General features: G+C 59.7%; 16 protein-coding genes. 10 read left to right on the top strand and 6 right to left on the bottom strand.

The window, feature by feature from the left end; all coding sequences use genetic code 11:
- Positions 1 to 6: 6 nt before the first annotated feature.
- The 4 genes from hisH to hisIE are packed head-to-tail and all read left to right on the top strand — an operon-like array spanning position 7 to position 2688.
- Positions 7 to 594: an imidazole glycerol phosphate synthase subunit HisH gene (gene hisH, locus FBAL_RS08650; RefSeq protein ID WP_013345219.1), complete on the top strand. Its 588-nt coding sequence runs from the start codon at positions 7 to 9 to the stop codon at positions 592 to 594.
- Positions 591 to 1328, top strand: a complete 738-nt coding sequence (gene hisA, locus FBAL_RS08645) for a 1-(5-phosphoribosyl)-5-[(5-phosphoribosylamino)methylideneamino]imidazole-4-carboxamide isomerase (RefSeq protein WP_013345218.1) — start codon at positions 591 to 593, stop codon at positions 1326 to 1328. The genes hisH and hisA overlap by 4 nt, the downstream gene beginning before the upstream one ends.
- A complete protein-coding gene (gene hisF / locus FBAL_RS08640) occupies positions 1310 to 2083 on the top strand; it encodes an imidazole glycerol phosphate synthase subunit HisF (protein ID WP_013345217.1) in 774 nt (257 codons plus the stop codon). Before hisA ends, hisF begins: the two co-directional genes overlap by 19 nt.
- On the top strand, positions 2080 to 2688 hold the full coding sequence (hisIE, locus tag FBAL_RS08635) for a bifunctional phosphoribosyl-AMP cyclohydrolase/phosphoribosyl-ATP diphosphatase HisIE (RefSeq protein ID WP_013345216.1): 609 nt from the start codon (positions 2080 to 2082) through the stop codon (positions 2686 to 2688). Before hisF ends, hisIE begins: the two co-directional genes overlap by 4 nt.
- Positions 2689 to 2765: 77 nt before the next feature.
- Here the strand turns inward: hisIE and FBAL_RS08630 are convergent, their stop codons facing one another.
- Complete coding sequence (locus tag FBAL_RS08630; RefSeq protein WP_013345215.1) at positions 2766 to 3872, bottom strand: M20/M25/M40 family metallo-hydrolase; 1107 nt, start codon at positions 3870 to 3872, stop codon at positions 2766 to 2768.
- A 127-nt stretch (positions 3873 to 3999) separates the two neighbouring features.
- Complete coding sequence (locus FBAL_RS08625; RefSeq protein ID WP_013345214.1) at positions 4000 to 4755, bottom strand: hypothetical protein; 756 nt, start codon at positions 4753 to 4755, stop codon at positions 4000 to 4002.
- 146 nt (positions 4756 to 4901) lie between these two features.
- Here FBAL_RS08625 and FBAL_RS08620 point away from each other — a divergent pair, with 146 nt between their 5' ends.
- Together FBAL_RS08620 and FBAL_RS08615 are read left to right on the top strand one after the other, a co-directional pair.
- Positions 4902 to 5657 (top strand): hypothetical protein, encoded by a 756-nt coding sequence (locus FBAL_RS08620; RefSeq protein ID WP_013345213.1) that lies wholly within the window; start codon positions 4902 to 4904, stop codon positions 5655 to 5657.
- Positions 5658 to 5863: 206 nt separating this feature from the next.
- On the top strand, positions 5864 to 6856 hold the full coding sequence (locus FBAL_RS08615; protein WP_041251235.1) for a hypothetical protein: 993 nt from the start codon (positions 5864 to 5866) through the stop codon (positions 6854 to 6856).
- Positions 6857 to 6924: 68 nt separating this feature from the next.
- Here FBAL_RS08615 and FBAL_RS08610 read toward each other — a convergent pair whose 3' ends face one another.
- From FBAL_RS08610 to pheS, 3 genes are read right to left on the bottom strand one after another with little or no spacing between them, the layout of a single operon-like run.
- Entirely contained in the window at positions 6925 to 7230 is a 306-nt protein-coding gene (locus FBAL_RS08610) for an integration host factor subunit alpha (protein ID WP_013345211.1), read from the bottom strand.
- 5 nt (positions 7231 to 7235) lie between these two features.
- Positions 7236 to 9623 (bottom strand): phenylalanine--tRNA ligase subunit beta, encoded by a 2388-nt coding sequence (gene pheT / locus FBAL_RS08605; RefSeq protein WP_013345210.1) that lies wholly within the window; start codon positions 9621 to 9623, stop codon positions 7236 to 7238.
- Between the two features lie 10 nt (positions 9624 to 9633).
- Complete coding sequence (gene pheS / locus FBAL_RS08600) at positions 9634 to 10617, bottom strand: phenylalanine--tRNA ligase subunit alpha (protein WP_013345209.1); 984 nt, start codon at positions 10615 to 10617, stop codon at positions 9634 to 9636.
- A 405-nt stretch (positions 10618 to 11022) separates the two neighbouring features.
- Between pheS and FBAL_RS08595 the strand changes: the two genes are divergently transcribed.
- The 4 genes from FBAL_RS08595 (at position 11023) to FBAL_RS08580 (ending at position 15077) form a co-directional block, all read left to right on the top strand.
- On the top strand, positions 11023 to 11718 hold the full coding sequence (locus tag FBAL_RS08595) for a hypothetical protein (protein ID WP_013345208.1): 696 nt from the start codon (positions 11023 to 11025) through the stop codon (positions 11716 to 11718).
- 159 nt (positions 11719 to 11877) lie between these two features.
- Positions 11878 to 13347: a methyl-accepting chemotaxis protein gene (locus FBAL_RS08590; protein ID WP_013345207.1), complete on the top strand. Its 1470-nt coding sequence runs from the start codon at positions 11878 to 11880 to the stop codon at positions 13345 to 13347.
- 406 nt (positions 13348 to 13753) lie between these two features.
- Complete coding sequence (locus FBAL_RS08585) at positions 13754 to 14779, top strand: acyltransferase (RefSeq protein WP_013345206.1); 1026 nt, start codon at positions 13754 to 13756, stop codon at positions 14777 to 14779.
- A gap of 4 nt (positions 14780 to 14783) precedes the next feature.
- Positions 14784 to 15077 (top strand): antibiotic biosynthesis monooxygenase family protein, encoded by a 294-nt coding sequence (locus tag FBAL_RS08580; protein ID WP_013345205.1) that lies wholly within the window; start codon positions 14784 to 14786, stop codon positions 15075 to 15077.
- Between the two features lie 60 nt (positions 15078 to 15137).
- On the opposite strand, the gene FBAL_RS08575 is transcribed toward FBAL_RS08580, so the two are convergent.
- Positions 15138 to 16955 carry a mechanosensitive ion channel family protein gene (locus FBAL_RS08575; RefSeq protein ID WP_013345204.1) on the bottom strand — a complete coding sequence of 606 codons (1818 nt, stop codon included), beginning with the start codon at positions 16953 to 16955 and terminating at the stop codon, positions 15138 to 15140.
- Positions 16956 to 17055 lie beyond the last annotated feature (100 nt).

Below are 17055 nucleotides of genomic sequence, written 5' to 3'. Positions count from 1 at the left end.
GATGCCATGACCGTCATTATCGACACCGGCTGCGCCAATCTGGCCTCGGTCCGTTTCGCCTTTGAGCGGCTCGGCGCCCCTGCGCACATCAGCGCCGATGCCGACACCATCCTCAGTGCCGAGCGGGTGATTCTGCCCGGAGTCGGCTCCGCCCAGGCTGCCATGGTGCAACTGGAGCAACGGGGCCTGCTGCCGGTACTGCCGCGCATCGAGCAACCGCTGCTGGGGATCTGCCTGGGGATGCAACTGCTGGGAGAGCGCTCCGATGAGGGCAACACCACCCTGCCGGGATTGCTGCCCTTTACCACCGAGCGCCTTAAGGTTGGCGACCAGCCCCTGCCCCACATGGGCTGGAACACCCTTGAGCCGGTCGACCACCCGCTGTTTGCCGGCATCCGCAAGGGCGATTACGTCTACTTCGTCCACAGCTATGGCGTGGCCTGCAGTGACCTGACCCTGGCCCGCTGCGACTACGGCCAGCCGTTCTCTGCGTCCGTGGGACGCGGCAACATTATGGGGGTGCAGTTCCACCCCGAGCGCAGTGGTGCCGTCGGTGCCCGCATTCTGAAAAATTTTCTGGAGATCCCGGCATGATCATCCCCGCCATTGACCTGATTAACGGCAACGTTGTCCGTCTCGAAAAAGGCGACTTTAACGCCGTCACCCGGTTCCAGCTGGACCCGCTGGAACAGCTGCGGGCGTACCAGGATGCGGGCAGCGCCCTGTTGCACCTGGTTGATCTGGACGGCGCCAAAGACCCGGCCAACCGCCAACTCGACACCATTGCCCGGCTGGTCAGCCAGCTGGACGCGCCGATTCAGGTGGGCGGTGGCGTTCGCTCGCAGGCCGACGTTGACGCTCTGCTGGATATTGGCGTGGCCAAAGTGGTGGTGGGCTCGCTGTCGGTCAGTCAGCCGGACACGGTAGCAGGCTGGTTGCGCCAGTACGGACCGGACCGCATCACGGTGGCTCTGGATGTGCGACTGGATGACGATGGCCAGCCTGAGGTGCTGACCCACGGCTGGCAAAAAGGCTCCGGCAAAGCACTGGCAGACGTCATTGCTCCGCTGCTGGAAGCGGGCCTGAGCGATGTACTCTGTACCGATGTGGACCGTGACGGCATGCTGTCCGGGCCCAACGTCGCACTGTATCAACAGCTGGTAACCCGCTACCCCACCGTCCGCTGGCAGGCCTCTGGCGGCATCGCCCAACTGTCCGACCTGGCCGAACTCAAGGCGATCAACATCGGTGGCATCATTATCGGCAAAGCGCTGTTGGCTGGCCGTTTTACCATTGAGGAGGCACTGGCATGCTGGCAAAACGGATAATTCCCTGCCTCGACGTTAAAGATGGCCAGGTGGTGAAAGGGGTGCAGTTCCGCAACCACGAAATTGTCGGTGACATCGTGCCCCTGGCGGCGCGTTATGCCGCCGAGGGCGCCGACGAGCTGGTGTTCTACGACATCACCGCCAGCGCCGACGGCCGCACCGTGGAGAAAAGCTGGGTGGCCCGGGTGGCGGAGCAACTAGACATCCCCTTCTGTGTGGCCGGTGGCATCAAGACCATTGAGGACGCTCAGGCGATTCTGGCCGACGGTGCAGACAAGATCTCCGTCAACAGTCCGGCGTTGGCCGACCCGAACCTGATCAACCGCCTTAATGATCGATTCGGTCGCCAGTGCGTAGTGGTGGGGGTGGACTCCTGGTTTGACGCAGACAGCGGCCGTTATCGGGTTAAGCAGTTTACCGGCTCTGAAGCGGCCACCCGCGATACCGGTAGGGAAACCCTGGACTGGATCCAGGAGGTGATTCGCCGCGGTGCCGGGGAGATTGTGCTTAACGTCATGAATCAGGACGGTGTGCGCCAGGGTTACGACATCGCCCAGCTCAGTGCGGTAAGGGACGTTTGCAGCGTGCCCCTTATCGCCTCCGGTGGAGCCGGCGCGCCAGAGCACTTTCGCGACGTGTTCCAGCAGGCTCGGGTGGATGGCGCCCTCGCCGCCTCGGTGTTTCATAAAGGGATCATCCCGATACCGCAACTTAAAGCCTATCTCCTTCAACAAGACGTGGTGGTACGCCCATGACAACAGAGAACACCCTGCCCACCATCGACTGGGCCAAGATGGACAACCTGGTGCCCGCCGTGGTGCAACACTACCTGACCGGACGGGTACTGATGGTGGGGTACATGAATGAGGCTGCCCTGGCCAAAACCCTCGAAACCGGCCAGGTCACCTTCTACAGCCGCTCCAAGCAGCGCCTGTGGACCAAGGGGGAAAGCTCCGGCAACGTGCTGGCGCTGGTGACCCTCGGCACCGACTGTGACAACGATGCCATTCTGGTTCAGGCCCGGCCCAAGGGCCCCACCTGCCACCTTGGCAACGACAGCTGCTTCGACGACAGCCGCAACCAGCCGTTTCTCAATACGCTCGCCGCCATCGTTGCCGAACGACGCAACGCCACACCGGAATCGAGCTACACCGCCTCTCTGCTCAACGGCAATCCGCGCCGGGTCGCACAGAAAGTGGGCGAAGAGGGGGTGGAGGTGGCATTGGCCGCAGCCACCAACGACAGGGAAAACCTGATCGACGAAACCGCCGATCTGCTTTACCACCTGACGGTATTGCTCGAGCAGCAGCAGGTGCCGATGGCGGAAGTGATTGACCGGTTGAGTCAGCGTCATCGCTAGCCCGGCGCCCACCGGACAACGCACCAACAAAAAACCCGGAGCCAGGCTCCGGGTTTTGCGTTCAGGCCGAGTCAGACTCAGCAGCTGAGGTAGGTAAACAGGAAATCGCTGATGGCGACCAGATCCGCCACCGCAATCTCCTCTTCACAGGTGTGCACTTTCGCCATACCGGTGGAGAGGTTGACGGTTTGCAGTCCCTTGGCATTGAACACGTTGGCGTCAGAGCCGCCGCCGGTGGATTTGGTCATCGCTTCGATACCGTTAGCAGCAAAGGCGGCCTTGATGCCCTGCACCAGCGCTTCGTCGTCGCTCAGGCGGTAGGCATCGTACTCGCGGCTGCGCTCGATGGTGACCTGAGCACCATGACGCTCAGCCGCCTGCTCAAAGGTTTCCACCATGTGTGCCACCTGAGCGGCCAGCTTGTCGTCATCCAGTGAGCGCGCTTCCGCTTCCATCACCAGGCTCGGCATCACGATGTTGGTGGCGCCGCCACCCTGAACGGTACCGATATTGGCGGTGGTTTCCTCGTCGATACGGGACAGCTTCATCTTGCTGATGGCGTCGGCGGCAACGGTCAGGGCGTTGATGCCGGTTTCCGGTGCCAGACCAGCGTGGGCAGGCTTGCCAGTGATGGTGACCTTCATGGTTTCCGCACCCGGCGCAGTGGTGATGATGGTGCCGATCGGGCCACCGGAATCGAGCACAATGCCGGTTTTGGCTTGCACCAGGCTCATATCAAACAGCTTGGAACCGTGCAGGCCACACTCTTCGTTGACGGTAAAGGCCAACTCAATGCTCTGGTGAGCCAGCCCCTGCTCCTGAATGCAGCGTACCGCTTCCATAATGGCCGCGATGCCGGACTTGTCGTCGCCACCGAGAATGGTGTCGCCTTTGGAGCGGATGATGCCGTCCTCGATCACCGGCTCAATGCCGTTGCCCGGGGTCACGGTGTCCATATGACAGCTCAGCAGGATCTGCCCCGGCAGAGTGCCCGGCAGACGCGCGTACAGATTGTGGCCGTTGGAGATGGCCGCATCCACCGCTTGTTTGTGCACCTCAAAGCCCATGGCACCGAGTTGCTCGGCCAGGGTTTCGCTGATCGCTTTTTCGTTTCGGGATTCGCTGTCGATCTTCACCAGCTCGATAAAGTGCTGGATAAGACGCTCGGATTGGATCTGGGGCATAGGGATTCTCTTGCCGACAACGCCGGCTGCTGCAGAGGCTTATGGAAAGGCCTCCACATTAGACGAAGCTTCCCCGCCAGTTCAAAACATCCGGGCCAAGTTCCGATTCAGATCACTATTCGAAACGCTACTCCTCGGTTTCGCCAGGCTCCACCGTTCTCAGCAGGCGGTACAGTTGGAAATGGCTCTCTTCAAAGTGGACATTCCACTCCTCCACCAGGCTTCTCGCTTTACGACCGTCCCCCAGGTGTTCCCCCAACGCCTGCTCAAAGCCCGGAACATGAACCGACATGTCGGACAGCCGGTCCTGCGGGATGATCAGATTGAGCACCGGATCACCACCCAGCTGCCAGCTCCACAGCCATCGCGGCAGCCAATCCATCGCTTTGACATGATTGCTGATGGTGGCCACATCCTTCATGGCCCGATCACGATGGCCCGCATGCAGGTGCAACTCAGTGACGCTCAAATAGGGGCTGGGCTTGCCATACCCCTCCCAATTACTGCTGTTCACGTCAACTTCGCTGATGTAATGGTCCAGCCGCTGGATAAAGGGTTCAACAAAGTTCATCCAATGGGCGGTGGTCTCCGCGTCATCCTCCCAGGCATGGTAACGCTCCAGCTCCTCCCAACTGACGCAACAGTGAAACAGCATCAGACGGCCGATGTTCTTGCCGAGAGTGGGGGTATAAAGCAACCAGGGGCGGGTCTCCCCTTTTGACAGCCGAAAGTCGAGATGTTCATGAATCGCCTGCTCCAGCGGCCCCCGCTGGCCCGGCAGCGGCGTCACCAGAAACGCATCCATCAGGATTCGCTCAGCCTGAGCCGGCACGGGCAGACCCAACAGAGCGAGCCACCACAACGCCAATATCCAGCGAGCCATAGCACTATCTCCACATGAGGTTTCGCTAACTCTAGCAAACCGTGCCGTCCACGGTGGCGAGCTGCGGTGCTGTGGAGAACCCGGCACAATCGCCGGGTCTTTGCTATGTTTAGCCCCCGACGCGTTCCCACCCAAAGGAGAACTCCATGAAGTTGCTATGGCGTCGTTTTATTGTTCCCCTGTTGCTCCTTCCCCTGTCCGTATTGGCAGCCGACAAGCCGGATAACCTCGCTGAAATGTGGGTGATCACCCCCAAAGTCGGCGAAGCCGCCAAATTCGAAGAGGCCCTTAAACGGCATGTCGCCTATCGCAAAGACAAAGGCGACAGCCGGGAGTGGCGCGTCTACATCCCCACTCTGGGTAACAACCTCAATTACTACGTGATCCGCAGCTGCTGCGGCAACTGGGCCGAGGTGGACAGCTACCTGGCCTGGCAAACCAAAAACAAAACCGGTGAGCACTGGCGTGACAATGTGTCACCACTGATCGCTAGCGTCGGCCACAACTTTGCCGAAGTGGACATGGCCAACAGCCGCTGGCCAGAGGGCGATTCCGGCTTCCAGTATTTCGGTGTCACCCGCTACTCGGTTAAAGCCGGCGAAGGCGCAGGTACCGAGGCCGATAAGGCGGCATTAAGCGAAAACGCCAAAGCGATGAACTGGCCCTATCACTGGGCCTGGAGCTGGAATGTTGGCGGTAAACCCACCCTCAATCTGGTGGTGCCCTACACCAACTACGCCGGTATGGCAGACCCGGACCCCGGCTTTGCTGCCTCGCTCGCCAAACATATGGGTGACGAAGACAAAGCCAAGGCGCTGCTGGAAAGCTGGAGCAGCCACTTCAGCGGCACCGAGTATCAGCTGTACCGGCTGCGAATGGACCTGTCGCTGGTGAAGGAGTAACCGAACCGGACACCGGTTCGATGCTGGTGTCCGCCATCAACAACCTGTGCCCCACTATTGTGGGGCATTTTTTTGCCCACCACTCACCTGAACCCATCCTGATAAACGCCATTAGAAACAATAAGAAAGAATCAGGAAGTCGTACAATGAACCGTTTCATATCGCTCACTCCCTGTTGGCGTCGTTTTCCTGCAAAGAAGTTGAATATGGACACCCCCGCAATTGAACCCATCTGGCGATACCGCCCCTTTCAATGTGCCATTGGCCTGCCCGCCACCTTGTTTGTGGTTCTGGCCACTTACGTCTGCATCGGCGATGGCCTTTCCTGGGCAGGCTGGTATGGCGGCAGTGCGGCGCTGATGCTGTTCTGGCAGCACTTCAAAGTCCCGCTGGCGGTGCTGTCACTGTCCGTGCCTCTGGGCGCCTGGGCGATTGCGGATAAGCGCAACCGAACCACGGAAGAGGCTCTGCTGCGTCAGGAACTGGCGCTCAACCACCAACGCAAGACGCTGGCGCACCAGATGCGCGTTTTCGAAGCGCAGGAGGAGAAGCGCGCACTGGACCTTTACTGGGGCAAAGCCAAGCACATTGCCCAAATCATGTCGTATCAGACCGCCGGGACCATCGCGCTGACCACCGAGGAGATTCTGATCGCGTTCGAGTATCTGTTCGGTAAGGGCGAGCGGCTGTGGCCTCTCTCCCCCAGCGCTGACCGCCTTAAAGCGATACGCACCCAGCTGTGCCGAATCACCTCGCACACCAGTGCCTGCTCCGACTGGCTGGCGCAACGGCATGCCGAAGCATTGAGTGAGCAGGCGCTGAATCACCACCATGAACGGGATGAGCTGCTCAAACAGCTGAAAGGGCTGAAAAGCGCGCTCAACAAACTGGAGCGCGAGGTGGGCCTGTTCCACGCCAGCTCCAGGCCCATCAACGAATCCCTGGATGAGGCCCTGAAGACCACCTTCCTGCTCTCCCTGACGGATAAGCACGTGGGCATCTGTGGACCCAACCTCACCACCGGCGACATCAAAGCCGCCGGTGACAGCGTGTCGGACTTTAAAACGTCGATTAACTGGTACTGCCAACACAACGAGATCGACCCAGACAGGAACAACTTTGAAAGCCTGATAGTGGCGGTGCAAAACCACGGCCACATCCGTCGGACACGATTTGACGCCGCGCAACCGGCGACGTAATGGACACCAGCAACAAGCCAAAAAAAAAACGCCGTCCATTGGACGGCGTTTTTGAGATTCAGTGACGCTTATGCTTCGTCACCCAGGTGATCCGATTCTTCAATCCGGGTCTTCAGCTTTTGGCCGGGCCGGAAAGTCACGACTCGGCGAGCCGTGATTGGGATGTCTTCGCCCGTCTTGGGGTTCCGTCCCGGACGTTCATTCTTATCCCTGAGTTCGAAGTTCCCAAAACCCGACAGCTTAACCTGTTCCCCGGTTTCCAGGGCTAGGCGGATCTCTTCAAAGAAGGCTTCCACAACGTCCTTGGCGTCTCGCTTGTGGAGACCCAAAGTTTCGATGAGGTGCTCTGCCATATCGGCTTTGGTCAGCGCCATGTGTCTCAGTCCCTCAACTGTGCGTTGAACTCTGACTTCAAAGTGGCAACGATGTTCTCAACCGCTTGTGCGATCTCCTTCTCTTCCAGGGTGCGCTCGACATCCTGCAAGGTCAGTGCAATCGCCAGACTCTTTTGACCCTCGTTGACACCTTTCCCACGATATACGTCAAACAAGTTTACGGCAACCAACTGATTTCCGCCAACTTTTCGTATCACTTTTTCAACGTCACCGCCACCTACCGACTCATCAACCACGATGGCGATGTCCCGACGGTTGGCCGGGAAGCGGGAAACCGGCTTGGCTTCCGGCAGTTGGCGCTCCAGGATCGCTGACTGGGCGATCTCGAACACGATGGTGCGGCCGTTGAGGCCCAGCTTCTTCTCGTGTTGCGGATGGATGGCACCAATCAGGCCAACCACTTCGTCACCCTTGAGGATCTCGGCACACTGGCCGGGATGCAGCGCCGGGTGCTGGGCAGCACGGAAGCTGAACTCGTACGGAGTATTGGTCAGGGCCAGTACCGCTTCCAGGTCGCCTTTCAGGTCGAAGAAGTCGACGGTCTTGGCGGCCATGTCCCAATGTTCATCGCTCTGGGTGCCCGCAATCACGGCAGCCAGTACCGGCTCCTGACGTACACCCATCGCCTCGTTGGCATCCGGGATAAAGCGCAGGCCGCTTTCGAACAGGCGCACGCGGTTCTGCTGACGGGCCTGGTTGTGGGCAACAGCGCCCAGCAGACCGGTCCACAGAGACAGACGCATGGCGGACATCTCGGAGGAGATCGGGTTCGGCAGAACCATCGGCTCGATGCCCGGGTGCAGGCGGACCTGCTGTTTCGGGTCAACGAAGCTGTAGGTGATCGCTTCCTGGTAACCGCGGTCCACCAGCAGGCTGCGAACGCGCTTGAGCGGCAGCTTGGCTTCGGTGTGGTCGGTCATGGTCAGTTCAGCGACCGGGGCCAGATTGGGGATGTTGTTGTAGCCGTAGATGCGGGCCACTTCCTCAATCAGGTCCTGCTCGATCGCCATGTCGAAACGCCAGCTCGGGGCTTTCGCCTGCCAGCCGCCGTCGACGACGGTCACTTCACAGCCCAGGCGAGTCAGGATTTCAGACACGTCTTCGTCGCTGATCACATGACCCAGCAGCGCGTCCAGCTTGGCGCGACGCAGGGTGATGGTGGCCGGCTGCGGCAGGTGCGCATCGGACTTCACTTCAACAACCGGACCGGCTTCGCCGCCACAGATGGACAGCAGCAGTGCGGTGGCACGCTCCATCACCTTGGCTTGCAGCTGCGGGTCAACGCCGCGCTCGAAACGGTGGGAGGAGTCGGTGTGCAGGCCGTAGGAACGGGCTTTACCGATGATGGAGAGCGGGTTGAAGAACGCGCACTCCAGCAGCACATCGGTGGTTTCCGTGGTTACACCACTGTGCTCGCCACCGAAGATGCCCGCCAGCGCCAGCGGACCGTTATCGTCGGCGATCAGCAGAGTGTCCGCGCGGGGCTCCACTTCGTTGCCGTCGAGCAGGGTCAGCTTGTCGCCGGCAGCGGCCAGGCGCACCTGAATGTCGCCATTCAGTTTGGCCAGGTCAAAGGCGTGCATCGGCTGGCCGTATTCCAGCAGCAGGAAGTTGGTGATGTCGACCACAGCGTCAATGCTGCGAATGCCGCCACGACGCAGTTTTTCCTGCATCCACAGCGGGGTTTCGGCTTTGACATTGATGTTCTTCACCACACGGCCCAGGTAGCGCGGGCAGTGCTCAGGGGCGTCAACACGGATGCCGTGTACGGCGTCAATGCTGGCTTCAACGGCAGCCACTTCCGGCTCGTTGACGGCGATACGGTTCAGTACACCCACTTCGCGGGCCAGGCCGGCCAGACCCAGACAGTCAGCGCGGTTCGGGGTCAGGTCAACCTCGATGGCGTTGTCGTTCAGGGCCAGGTATTCACGGATGTCGGTACCGATCGGGGCGTCCGCTGGCAGCTCGATGATGCCATCGGCTTCAACGTCGATGCCCAACTCGGTGAAGGAGCACAGCATGCCGTGAGACGGCTGGCCGCGCAGCTTGGCTTTCTTGATCTTGAAACCGCCGGGCAGTTCAGCGCCCACGGTAGCAACAGCCACTTTCAGGCCGAGGCGGCAGTTGGAGGCACCACAAACGATGTCCAGCAGCTCTTCGCCACCGACGTTCACTTTGGTCACGCGCAGTTTGTCGGCGTCCGGGTGCTGACCGCACTCCACCACCTCACCCACGACCACGCCGTGGAAATCGGCGGCAACCGGGTCCACACCGTCCACTTCCAGGCCGGCCATGGAGATCTGCTCAGACAGTTCCTCGGTGGAGATGGCAGGGTTTACCCACTCCCGCAACCAGGATTCACTAAATTTCATCGGTAACCCCTTACTGGAACTGTTTCAGGAAGCGCAGGTCGTTCTCGAAGAACGCGCGCAGATCATTCACGCCGTAGCGCAGCATGGTCAGACGCTCAACGCCCATACCGAAGGCGAAACCGGCGTATTTCTCCGGATCGATGCCAACGGATTCCAGCACCTTCGGGTGCACCATGCCGCAGCCCAGTACTTCCAGCCACTTGCCGTCTTTGCGGCGCACGTCCACTTCGGCAGACGGCTCAGTGAAGGGGAAGTAGGAGGGGCGGAAACGCACGTCCAGATCTTCCTCGAAGAAGTTACGCAGGAAGTCGTACAGCACGCCTTTGAGCTCCGCGAAGGAGACCTTCTCCGCCACCAGCAGACCTTCCACCTGGTGGAACATCGGGGTGTGGGTCTGGTCGTAGTCGTTGCGGTATACACGGCCCGGGCAGATCACTCGGATCGGCGGCTTATTCGCTTCCATGGTCCGGATCTGCACGCCACTGGTGTGGGTGCGCAGCATCAGATCAGGATTAAAGAAGAAGGTATCGTGATCGGTCCGCGCCGGATGATGGGGCGGAATGTTCAGCGCATCGAAGTTATGGAAGCCGTCTTCCACTTCCGGACCAGACGCGACGTCGAAGCCCAGATCGGCAAAGAAAGCTTCGATGCGTTCGATGGTACGGTTTACCGGGTGCAGGCCGCCGGTGGCCAGTTTACGGCCCGGCAGGGTGACATCCACGGCTTCCTCAGCCAGTTTGGCGTTGAGGGCGGCGCTTTGCAGGGTTTCAATACGGGCGTTGAGCGCCTGCTGAACCTGCTGCTTACCGGCATTGATCTGTTGGCCCGCTGCGGGGCGCTCCTCGGCGGACAACTGTCCCAAGGATTTCATCAGGGCGGTGATCTCACCCTTCTTACCCAGGTAGTTTACCCGGATATCATCGAGCGCTTTCAGATCGTCGGTCGCCTCGATGGCGGCCAACGCCTGAGCGACAATCTCTGCTAGTTGCTGCATCTTTCTCTTCTCGGGTCCGATCCGGTCGAAAATCAATCGACTGATAAAGGGGGGAAATTTTACTCCATTGTGCGGGCTAAAAAAACTCGTCTGGCGAGTCAATTGCACAATCGGACAAAGTTTATTCGCCCATTCGGCAACGAATTGAATTCTGTTCAGTTGTGATTGCACCGCAATCCGGTCCGTGACTCCCCAGGGTGGCGGACGTGACTGTGACTGAGAATCATAGCGGCTGGCCCGCTACAGGGCGATTTGTCGACTGAACGCCCTCAATGGTTCGAGGGCCGGACAAAGGCTCACCAACGCCGACTGAGTCTTGCGCCGCATCAATAAATTAGGCGTCGACAACACCGGGATTTCCGCTATTCTTGCGCGCCTTAAAACGTCTAACACGCTGCTTTTACTATGTCTTTCTGGTTTGCCATCACGGCGGTGTCCACAATTGTCTTCGCCACCTGGGCCTGGCGCAGGCGTCGTCAGCACACTGCTGCGCTTCGCCTCAACGGGATCCGCGCCTGTCGCGAAGGGGTCGATTTTGCTGAACAGATTGTGCGGTTTTCCAACCTGCTGAGCGTCCATCCCCTGCTGCTCACCCATCTCGACCAACAGATGGTACAGGCGCAGTTGACCATGGCGACGCTGGATCCGGCTGACACTGCGTTTGCCCAGCGCCTGCGGGTGGTGCGAAATGCCCTCGCCCAACTGCAATCCAGCGGGCACGAAGAGACAAAGCAGCTGTGTGCGCTTCCGCGAACGGACAAACAGCACCTGGTGATACTCACTGCGATCCGGAAGCAGCGCCAACTGGGGCGTGCTGCACGCCGTTCCGGTCTGTTGCAGGAGGACGAACATGCCCAGCTGGATGCACAGCTGCATACCCTTCAGGTGGAGATGAACATCAGCAGTGTGGAGCAGCGCGCCACCGTCGCCATCGCTCGGGGCCAATATCGGGTGGCGCACCAGTTGCTGGTTAAGGGATCGCAACTGCTGGCAAGGCGCACCGACCCGGCATCACGGGACAGTTACCAACGGTTGATTGCGCTTTATCGTCAATTGCCGGCGGATCCTGATGAAGGGCAGAAAGCCAACATCGCTGCCTGATCCGGCGAGCAGCGACTGTGGGAGCGCGCAATGACCGGGGTTTCAGCCATTGCGTGATCCGCCTCCCACTAATTCAACCGCACACGAATCCCGTTTAAAGTTCACTGCCAATCAGGCCGACTAAGGGCGCTGAACCGAAACTCTGGCAGTGAACACGGCATGAACGAAAGTAAACCCGGCTTCTGGGACCCCTACCTTATCCGCCTGACCATCAAAGAGAAGCTGTTGCTTATCTCGGTCACCCCTATCATCGCCCTTCTGGTCTTTGCCAGCCTCTTTATCCAGGCCGATATCGACGCCAATGCGGCCAGTCTCGAACAATCACTGGTGGGCAAAACCCGAGATCAGGCCGCCCTCTTCGCCCATCTCGACGAAGACAATCGGGCCCGTCTGGTCGCCAGCCTGCAAAACGGCACCATCCTTAAGCAGGGTGACCCCGCTCTGGTGCCCGCGGGTGAGATCCTAAGCCGCGGCGGCTTCCAGTACTACAGCGCCGAAATCCTTCCCGGCATCTACCTGCAGTACCGCCAGCCCGTTGCCAACGCCAACTCGGTGATTGCGGAGCATAAAACCCTGCTGGTGGCGATCCTGGCGGTGGTGATACTGACCCTCTTTGTCTCCTACACCGTGCGTCGCTTTATCACCGGCAGTCTCGCCTTTATGCAGGAGGTGATGCGCCAGGCCGCCAACAACGACCTGACGGTGCGGATGAACTTTGATCCCGGCCGCGATGACCTGCGTCCTCTGGCCAACCACATCGATGAGCTGATCGCCACCCGCCAGCGGGTTGTCCGTGACCTGCGCGGCATCTCCGAGCGGATGCAGGCGGCTTCCCACTCATTGGAAAGCCAGGCCAGCAACAGCAAGGAACTGGCGGTGGACCAGCGTCTTCATCTGGATACCCTGGCCTCAGCCATGGAGGAGATGACCGCCACCGTGCGTGAGGTGGCCAACCACGCCGAGCAAACCTCAGTGGAAACCCGCCAGGCGTCTCGGGATGCCGAAAACGGCCACGAACAGATTCAAACCACCATCGCCACCATTGAGCAACTGGTGACGGAGGTGCACAGCGCCTCCAGCGCGGTCAGTCAGGTCAACACCAACGCGGATCGCATCGATGCGGTGGTGACCACCATCAACGGCATCTCTGAGCAAACCAACCTGCTTGCCCTCAACGCCGCCATTGAGGCCGCCCGAGCCGGCCATCAGGGCCGCGGTTTTGCTGTGGTGGCGGACGAAGTGCGCTCCCTGGCCGGACGGACTCAGGCCGCCACGGTGGAGATCCAGAAGATGATTGAGGAGCTGCAGGCCGGCACCCGAAACCTGGAGGAGCTGATGGCCCGCACGGTAGACCGGGCCGAGCAGGGCCAGAACCTGGTCAGCCGCGCCGGTCAGGACCTGATGCAGATTGCCCAGCACTCCGACAAGGTGTTTGCCATGAGCAGCCAGATCGCCACCGCCGCCGAGCAGCAAAGCAGCGTGGCCAACGAGATCTCCGGCAACCTGATGCAGATCCGCAACCAGTCCCACGAACTGGAGCAATCCGCGGTGGAATCGGTGGACGCCAGCCAGGCAGTGCGGGGCACTGCCGACGGCATGCAGCAGCAGCTGATGGGGCTGAAGATCTGATCAATTCGTGACCAGCATCACGATTCAGATCCAAAGCTCATTTGTGCGCTGAACCTCGCGCTATCGCGGCAGTCACACCGGGTACACGCTCGCAGCAACGCGTGCATGGAACCAATCATCGTTCTTGTTTGCCGCCCCTAGTGGGCGGCTTTTTTTGCCTTTCTCACTGGCCCGACGTTTTTTTCGCTTTATTTTCACCGTCAGTGAACTTTTTCTCTTGGTCGCCGGTCCTATCCATCAGATAAGTCACTTCCCTGCAATCGATTTATCCTTGAGTCATCATTCTCTTTATGCGCCACCTTCCCCTGGGTGGCGTTTTTTTATGCCCTGCCACTGGCCCCTCTGGTCGCGTTTTTACAGCACAATGAGTAGGATAGAAACCAACCATTGGCTCAAGGAATTTGGCATGAGCGCACGTCGCCCGGACATCTTCTACATCCACCTGCTGCGGTTTATCGCCGCCATCGCCGTAATCGCCATCCACGTCCTCGGCCCATTGCGGGGGGGATATGGCGTCATTCCTGACCACCAATGGTTTGGTGCCGTCAGCATCAACGCCCTGACCCGCTGGGCAGTACCGGTGTTTATGATGATCAGCGGTGCCCTGCTGCTGTCCGATACCCGCCCGTTTGACAACCGCCACTACCTCCAGCGACGGCTGGGCAAAGTGGTGGTGCCCTTTATCGGCTGGACCCTAATCTACGCCGCCGTCGGCGGATTCAGCGGCGGCCAGTGGTCGGCATCCGACACGCTGGCGATCATTGAAGCCTCCCCCAACGAACCGGTCTGGTACCACCTCTGGTTTTTCTACGACTTCATTCCGCTCTACTTCGTGATTCCGCTGTTGGCGCCGTTGCTGCACCGGATGGACCCGGAGCGGGTCAAACTGCTGATCGCCGCCTGGATGCTGCTGACCCTGATGCACCTGCTTAAGGTGGAGACGCCGTTGCGTCAAAACATTCTGCTCTACACCGGTTACCTGGTGCTGGGCTGGTACCTGTTTAACCGGGATAACCGCCCGCAGCTGAAAATCTGGCTGGTTCTGGGGATTGGCTCTGCGCTGCTCAACGTCATCGGCACCTGGTACGCCTCCGAAGCCAAAGGCGCCTACAGCTCGCTGTTTATGGGATACAAAACCCTGAATACGGTGTTGATCGGCGGCATGCTGTTTGTGCTGGCCCAGAGCTACGCGGACCGCATCGGTGCTGGCGCCAAGAAGGTGATCACCTCCATCTCCACCTACAGCCTGGGGATCTACCTGGTGCACCCGTTGTTGCTGATCCCGGTACGGGATCTGGAGAACGGGGTTTATGGCTGGTTTGGCCACACCCTGATCGGCATTCCGGTTATTACCGTGGTGACGCTGCTGGTGGCCTGGGCCATCACGGCCGCACTGGCACGGATCCCGGCCATTAACCGACTGGTACCCTGAGTCGATGTTCGTCGTGATCTTCCGCGCCCAGGTGGTGCAGCTCGATGCCCGTTACAGCACCATGGCCGCCCAATTGCGCGAACGCGCCCTGAACCAGTTTGGTTGCCTCGAGTTTGTGGCCGTTACCGAAGGTGATGAGGAGATCGCCCTCTCCTACTGGGATTCAGAAGCCGCCATTCAAGCCTGGCGTGAGAACAGCGAACATCAGGTCGCCCAGACATTGGGTAAAGCGAGCTGGTATCAGCACTACTCCGTTGAGGTGGCGCAGATACAGCGCCGTTATCAACGGGGCAGCTAACCCACGAGGATCGAAAAAGGCGGCGCCTGAGGCACCGCCTTTTTGCTGTTCTTCGCCGACTTAGAGGGTGCCATCCTCCCCTTCACCCGCCGCGCGCAATCCGGTATCGGAGCGTTGCAGCGAGACCGGCTCGTCAGGCAGCTGAGGCGGTGGGGTGATGGTGTGGACGTGCAGCTCCCGCTGCGGGAACGGAATGGTGATCCCCTCCTGGTCGAAGCGCACTTTCACTTCGCGGGTGATGTCCCAGTACACATCCCAGTAATCGTCGGTCTTCACCCAGGGGCGTACGATAAAGTCGACGGAGGATTCGTTCAGGACATGGAGGCGGATGACGTGTTCCGGCGTCTTCAGCACCGACGGATGCTTGGTCACGATCTCTTCCAGAATCTGCTCCACCTGCTCGACGTTGTCGGTGTACGCCACGCCAAACACCAGATCCACCCGGCGGATCCGTTCGGAGGTGATGTTCTTGATGGTTTCCCCCCAAATCTTGGCGTTGGGCACCATAAACACCTGATTGTCGAAGGTTCGGATGGTGGTGTTGACCAGGCTCATCTTCCCCACTTTGCCGGCCACCCCGCCAGCCTCAACATAGTCACCGACATCGAACGGCCGGTAGATCAGAATCATCATGCCGGAGGCAAAATTGGACAGGGTGTCCTGCAGGGCAAAGCCGATCACGATACCCGCCACCCCCAAACCGGTGAGTACCGGGGTCAGGTCCAGACCGACCTGCGCCAACGCAAACAGCAAACCGATGATCACCACCAGATTGCCGCCCACGGTAATAAAGAAGTCCTGCACCAAGGTGCTGAAGTGGGCTTTTCGGTGGGTGACCGCCCGCTCAATGCCACGCCTTACCAGGCGTGAGATAAACACCGCTACCCCCATCAGGGCGGCAAACAACACCAGGCGGGACAGAATGCCACCCAGATTGGTCTTCAACCAGTTCAGTGAGTCATCCCACAATCCCGAGAGCACCGTGCGCATCGCCCCGATACTCACCACCGCTTCCGCCAGATTCCCGGTGGTTTTGAAGATGAGTTCGTTGTACTCCTCCACCGGCAAGCCCTGCTGCTCCATCAGCACCAACACCTCTTTCAGGTTGCTGACGGCGCTGCGAACCAGTCGGTCCTGTGTCGCCACCTTGCCTTCAAAGGCGCTGCGGGACTCGGCAGGCAGGGTTTTGATTTCGCGCTGAAGTAACTCTTTCTGTCGGGTGCTGGTGCGCAGGTAGATCGCCATAAATTCAGCGTACCGGGTTACCTCACGGTTGAGCTTACGCTGCTCTTTTGCGGTATCCAGTTTCCAGCCCTGCAGCAACTCAAGGTTCTTCTGCCGCTCCATCAGCAACCAGTTGATGTAGGAGTAGAAGTCATCGATGTTAAGCAGGATCAGTAGCTGCTTCTCGCCGTCGGCTTGCTCGTACTGCTCAAACAGTTTGCGCAGGCCGGACGATGCCAGCTCAAGGCGACTTTGAAAGAACCGGTTTTCCGCCCTGACCACATCCACCCCAAGCTGGCGTTCCTCGGGCACGGTGCTGGCTTCGACATGGCCCAGAAACGCGTCCACCCGCTGGGTCATGGTGAGGGTGTCGGCTACCGCCTGCTGTTGCAGCAGATCGCGGCTCATCTCAGACTGAGTTTTCTCCCAGCTGGCTTCCAGCTCGTCCACCCGTTTACTGGTGGTTTCAATATCCGCTTGAACCTGCTCATACTCGGCGTTCAGGTCGATACCGGGCGCTGCCTTTGACTCTTTGCTGGCTTGCGCTTGCGCTTGCGCCTCCGCCGCCACCGCCTCAGCGACCTCATTCGGCGCTTCCTGCGCCATCAATCCAACGGTAAAAAACCACAATACCAACAAGGCAATACGCTTCATTGCGAGCCCCCAAATCCGAACCTCATCCTGGTTCCAGTGTAGGCGTTTGCCACCAACAAAGACCAGTGCATTGATCTCACCGTTTGGCTTGTTTAAGTTT

This window comes from Ferrimonas balearica DSM 9799 (genome assembly GCF_000148645.1).
In the GTDB taxonomy this organism is placed as follows: Bacteria; Pseudomonadota; Gammaproteobacteria; order Enterobacterales; family Shewanellaceae; genus Ferrimonas; species Ferrimonas balearica.
The sequence above is the reverse complement of the archived record's forward strand: the minus strand, read 5'-3'. Positions and strand labels throughout refer to the sequence as shown.